The 4,309-nt window shown below is 60.5% G+C and carries 5 protein-coding genes and 1 pseudogene; 2 read left to right on the top strand and 4 right to left on the bottom strand.

All coding sequences use genetic code 11. The annotated features are described in order from the left end of the window. The 4 genes from ACMV18_RS06580 to ACMV18_RS06565 all read right to left on the bottom strand — a co-directional run. Nucleotides 1-139 (bottom strand): Trm112 family protein (locus ACMV18_RS06580; protein ID WP_420817186.1); only part of this gene is annotated, 139 nt, incomplete at its 3' end. A gap of 13 nt (nt 140-152) precedes the next feature. Further along, complete coding sequence (gene lpxK / locus ACMV18_RS06575) at nt 153-1,229, bottom strand: tetraacyldisaccharide 4'-kinase (RefSeq protein WP_420817184.1); 1,077 nt, start codon at nt 1,227-1,229, stop codon at nt 153-155. Continuing rightward, nucleotides 1,226-1,651: an ExbD/TolR family protein gene (locus ACMV18_RS06570; RefSeq protein ID WP_420817185.1), complete on the bottom strand. Its 426-nt coding sequence runs from the start codon at nt 1,649-1,651 to the stop codon at nt 1,226-1,228. The genes lpxK and ACMV18_RS06570 overlap by 4 nt, the downstream gene beginning before the upstream one ends. Before the next feature lie 27 nt (nt 1,652-1,678). Further along, nucleotides 1,679-2,317 (bottom strand): MotA/TolQ/ExbB proton channel family protein, encoded by a 639-nt coding sequence (locus tag ACMV18_RS06565; RefSeq protein WP_420817183.1) that lies wholly within the window; start codon nt 2,315-2,317, stop codon nt 1,679-1,681. Nucleotides 2,318-2,717: 400 nt separating this feature from the next. Here ACMV18_RS06565 and xseA point away from each other — a divergent pair, with 400 nt between their 5' ends. Then, nucleotides 2,718-4,028 (top strand): exodeoxyribonuclease VII large subunit, encoded by a 1,311-nt coding sequence (gene xseA / locus ACMV18_RS06560; protein ID WP_420817182.1) that lies wholly within the window; start codon nt 2,718-2,720, stop codon nt 4,026-4,028. 103 nt (nt 4,029-4,131) lie between these two features. Then, nucleotides 4,132-4,309: pseudogene (gene sodB / locus ACMV18_RS06555) on the top strand (superoxide dismutase [Fe]); the annotation flags it as partial.

The raw sequence follows: 4,309 nt of genomic DNA, 5'->3' as shown, positions 1-4,309 counted from the left end.
CCAGCATCAACGGGATGCCACCTCGGATTGGGAACGCGAGTCGATCAGCGCGGCAGATCAGGTGTTGACCCTGTGGCTGTCGATGCAAAGGGCCCTTGCAAACGGGGCAAACCAGGAGTTCTGCGAGGCGGGTGTCCATGTGAAGTCTCTGTCTAATGTTGGCGGCGCACACGTTGCGCGCGGTCCAATGCCGCGTCCAGCTCGTGCCAGAAACGGGTTTCAGGGGTGAAGTCTAGTGCGGCCACCCACACCGTGGTGTGGGGCCGTGCTTGCGCCACATGCCGCGGGTCGAGCTTGACGGCGTCTTTTTCGGTGACGACCAAGTGACGGCATGCCAGTGGCCACGGCAAATCGCGGAGGTCTGCATGGTCATCCAGAGGGATGCCTTGAACACGGTAGCCCATTTGGGTGAGCGCATCAAAAAAACGCTGGGGCTGCGCAATGCCAGCCAATGCATGCACCTCGGGCGTGTGCTGCGGATCGAGTGATTCAGACGACGCTGCGCCTGACCACCAGGAGGGAAGTGTCTGCAACGGCTTGGTGTGTGTGCGGGAGACAAAACCTGGGAGTGCCGTGCTTGGCTGAGCGGCGTTGTAAAGCACGATGGGGGGGGCGCTGAGGTTGCATGTGGGCGTCACCGAGATGGGCTCGCGCAGCGGACCTGCAGGGAGAAGCCATCCGTTGCCTTGGCCGCGGGCATCGAACACCACGATCTCAATGTCACGCTGTAGCTGCAAATGCTGTAGCCCGTCATCGCACACCAGAACGTCGATTTCCGGGTGAGCCTGCAGGAGCTTGTCGCCCCCTTTGGCGCGATCACGATCAATCAGGGTCGGCGCACCTGTGCGTCTCCAGATCAGCATCGGTTCATCGCCCGTGGTGAGCGCATCCAGCTTGTGGGCAGATAACTCGTCCAGCAGCACGCCGCCGAACTCCGACGAGTTTTGCGCTTTGTAGCCGCGCGTCAGAACCCCGGGACGAAGGCCTCTGGCCTGAAGGTGCTGCAAGAGTGCGATGGTGGTGGGCGTCTTGCCCGCTCCGCCCGCAATCCGATTGCCTACCACGATGACCGGGCGTGGGAGCCGGTGAGACCGTATCCAGCCTTTTGCGTATGCCCAGCGCCTGACACTGACGAGTAGCCACAGGAGCAGGGCAATGGGGCTCAGCGCCCAAGCAATGGGTCCCCGAGTCAGCCAGGCTTGAGTCAAGCGCTGCGCCAAACCACTCATGGTGCCGAGTCTGCCTGTCCTTGCGTGGCAAAGGTCAGCTGAGTCAGGCCTACCCGGCGTGCCGCATCCATGACGTTGATGACACTTTGGTGCGTGGCCGCAGCGTCTGCCGAAATGACCACAATCGTTTTGTCAGCCCCGGCTGAGCGAGACAGTGCTGCAGCCAGCACATCGACGCTACGCCCCTCCAGTAACCGCTGATTGACCACGTAGCGACCATCAGCCGTGACCAGAACGAGCAGCTCTCGGGGGCGCGAATCAGCTGATTTGGCGTTGGCGGTCGGGAGATTGATCTTCAGTTCAGTCAAACGAGAGTACGTGGTCGTCAGCATCAGAAAGATGAGGATGACCAGCAACACGTCGATGAACGGAATCAGATTGATCTCCGGCTCTTCGGGCTGATTGCGCTTGCGGAAGTTCATCGCCATGGCTGCGTGCTCCAGCCGAGTTCAGCGGCGAGTGGATGTCAATCGCAGCAGATGCTGGACCAGACGCTCGGATGCCTGCTCCATGGCCAAGGTGTAGCTTTCAACCTTGGCGCGGAAATGGCGGTAGAACATCAGCGATGGAATGGCGACAATCAGGCCGAACGCCGTGTTGTACAGCGCGACCGAAATGCCATGCGCCAGATCTGCCGGGTTGGCGCCGGTGGCACCACCACCGGTCGACGTGGAGCCGAAGATCTCGATCATGCCGATCACGGTGCCAAGCAGGCCCATCAGTGGGGCTGCGCTGGCGATGGTGCCGAGTGCGTTCAGATAGGCCTCCATGCGGTGCACGGCATCGCGCCCGGCAGCTTCGACAGCGGTCCGCAGGTTGGCTTCCGAGATGCGGTTGTCGGCGGCCACGGCGCGCAAGCCTTGCGCCAGCACCAAGCCAAGAATCGAGTTCGCAGCGAGCTTGTCGATGGTGTCGGCAGGCGGGACGCTGGTGCGGGCAACCGTCAGCACCTCGTCGACCAAGGTGATGGGTGCGACGCGGGCTTGACGCAGGCTCAAAAAACGTTCGACAACCAGCGCGAGCGCGACGATGGAGCACAAGACCAGCGGAATGATGGGCCAGCCAGCAGCTTGTAAGATCGACAGCAAAGAAGGACTCCCTGTGGGCGAGATCTGAACGGCACAGCCGGTACGTCAACACGAGTCCGGCCTGTAGGACCAAGCCTCAGATTATGGGCCTGAATTTCGGGCGCTGTGGGATTTGTCACGGCTTGTCGCAAAACCGGTGTTTTCCCGGGGGCTTGTTCTGAAGTCATCCACTTTTTCTGTGGATAACTTTGTGGGTAATGCGGTTTTGTGGGGCGCTCGCCTAGGTGAAATCTGGCTTTTGCTTTGTTTGCCTCATTTTTGAGCATTTGTTTTTCTATATAAATCAAACACTTACGACGATTGGCGAGCCATTTGGTGTATCGATTCGCTGTGTGGTGACTGTCCTGAAATCTGTGGACTTGTTTGCTTGCGTTTGAGTGGTGGTAAGGGGTAATTCGCTGTGTGGCAACAAGATCGTGAAGACCATTCGCCGCGTGTCTGGGGTGTCCAGGCGCTGGTTCAGGCTGTGGGTGACAGCTTGAGTGCGCGTTTTGGTGGATGTGTGGTGCGCGGTGAAATCAGTGGGTTCACCCGTGCCGCGAGCGGGCATGGCTACTTCACCCTGAAAGATGAGCACGGGCAGGCGGCATTGAGATGTGCCATGTTTCGGCGGGCGCTGTCTCAAGTCGATTTCACACCATCGGAGGGCATGCTGGTCGAGGTGCGGGGTAACCTGGCGGTGTATGAGGCACGCGGCGAGTTGCAAATGGTGATTGAGTCCATGCGGCGTGCCGGTGCCGGGGCTTTGTATGAGCAGTTCCTTCGTTTGAAGGCCAAGCTGGAAGCCGAAGGCCTGTTTGCGTCCGAGCGCAAACGTGCGATGCCTGCGTACCCCAAGCGTGTGGCAGTGGTGACATCGCTTGCCGCGGCCGCTTTGCGTGATGTGTTGACCGCTTTGGCGCGCCGAGCACCTCATGTCGAGGTATGGATCGCACCAACGTCGGTGCAGGGGGCTGAGGCGCCTGCGCAGATCGTGTCAGCGTTGGCCGAAGTCGCCATGGCGCACCATGCCGGGCAATCGATCGATGCGGTACTGCTTGTTCGTGGCGGGGGCTCTCTGGAGGATTTGTGGGCCTTCAATGATGAGCGTGTGGTGCGTGCCGTGGCGGCCTGTGCGGTCCCGGTGATTTGTGGCGTTGGGCATGAGACCGACGTGACGCTGGCTGACTTTGCCGCAGATTTGCGTGCGCCCACGCCGACTGCTGCGGCAGAGTTGGTGGCCAAAGATCGTGTGGAGCTGTTGAACCAGCTGGATGGGGTGCAGCGGCACATGACCCTTCGTGCTCAGCAGCGGCTGGATGCTGCCGCGCAGCGCCTGGACCAGGCTGCATTTCGCTTGAGTCGGCCTGCGCAAGTGCTGGGCAGGCAGCGGCAGCAATTGGCATTGCTGGAGCACCGCCTGTTGGCGGCATGTCGTGATCGCGCGCGTTGGGCTGGACAGAATCTTCCCGCACTCGACGCGCGGATGAAGCGATCGGTGGCCTTGACGCTGGAGCGTGCAGCGCGACAACTGCAGTCCAGTCATGAGCGCTTGGAGTCACTGAGCCCTGCGCGTGTGCTGGAGCGAGGTTATGCGTGGCTGCAAAACGAGCAGGGGCATCCTGTGGTCAGCGCCGCGGAGGTGGCGGTGGGGCAGCCTTTGCAAGGTGTTTTGCGCGATGGTGTGTTGCAGTTGAACGTCACCGGTGTGGATCGGTCCGGTTCTCGATAAGCCCCAGATCTGATCCGGATATGTCGAGCGCGATGGGGGCGTGTAAATTCCACATGCCTACAATCGGCCGTCGATTCTTAACACCTATCAGGAACACTGCACCATGGCTCACACGCTTCCTCCTCTGCCGTACGCTCAAGACGCCCTGGCTCCTCACATCAGCAAGGAGACCTTTGAGTACCACTACGGTAAGCATCACCAAGCCTACGTCACCAACCTGAACAACCTGATCCCCGGTACGGAGTTCGAAGCCCTGTCGCTGGAAGAGATCGTCAAGAAGT

Source organism: Aquabacterium sp., assembly GCF_048860245.1.
Taxonomy (GTDB): Bacteria; Pseudomonadota; Gammaproteobacteria; order Burkholderiales; family Burkholderiaceae_C; genus Aquabacterium.
This window is presented reverse-complemented; position numbering and strand designations above follow the sequence as displayed.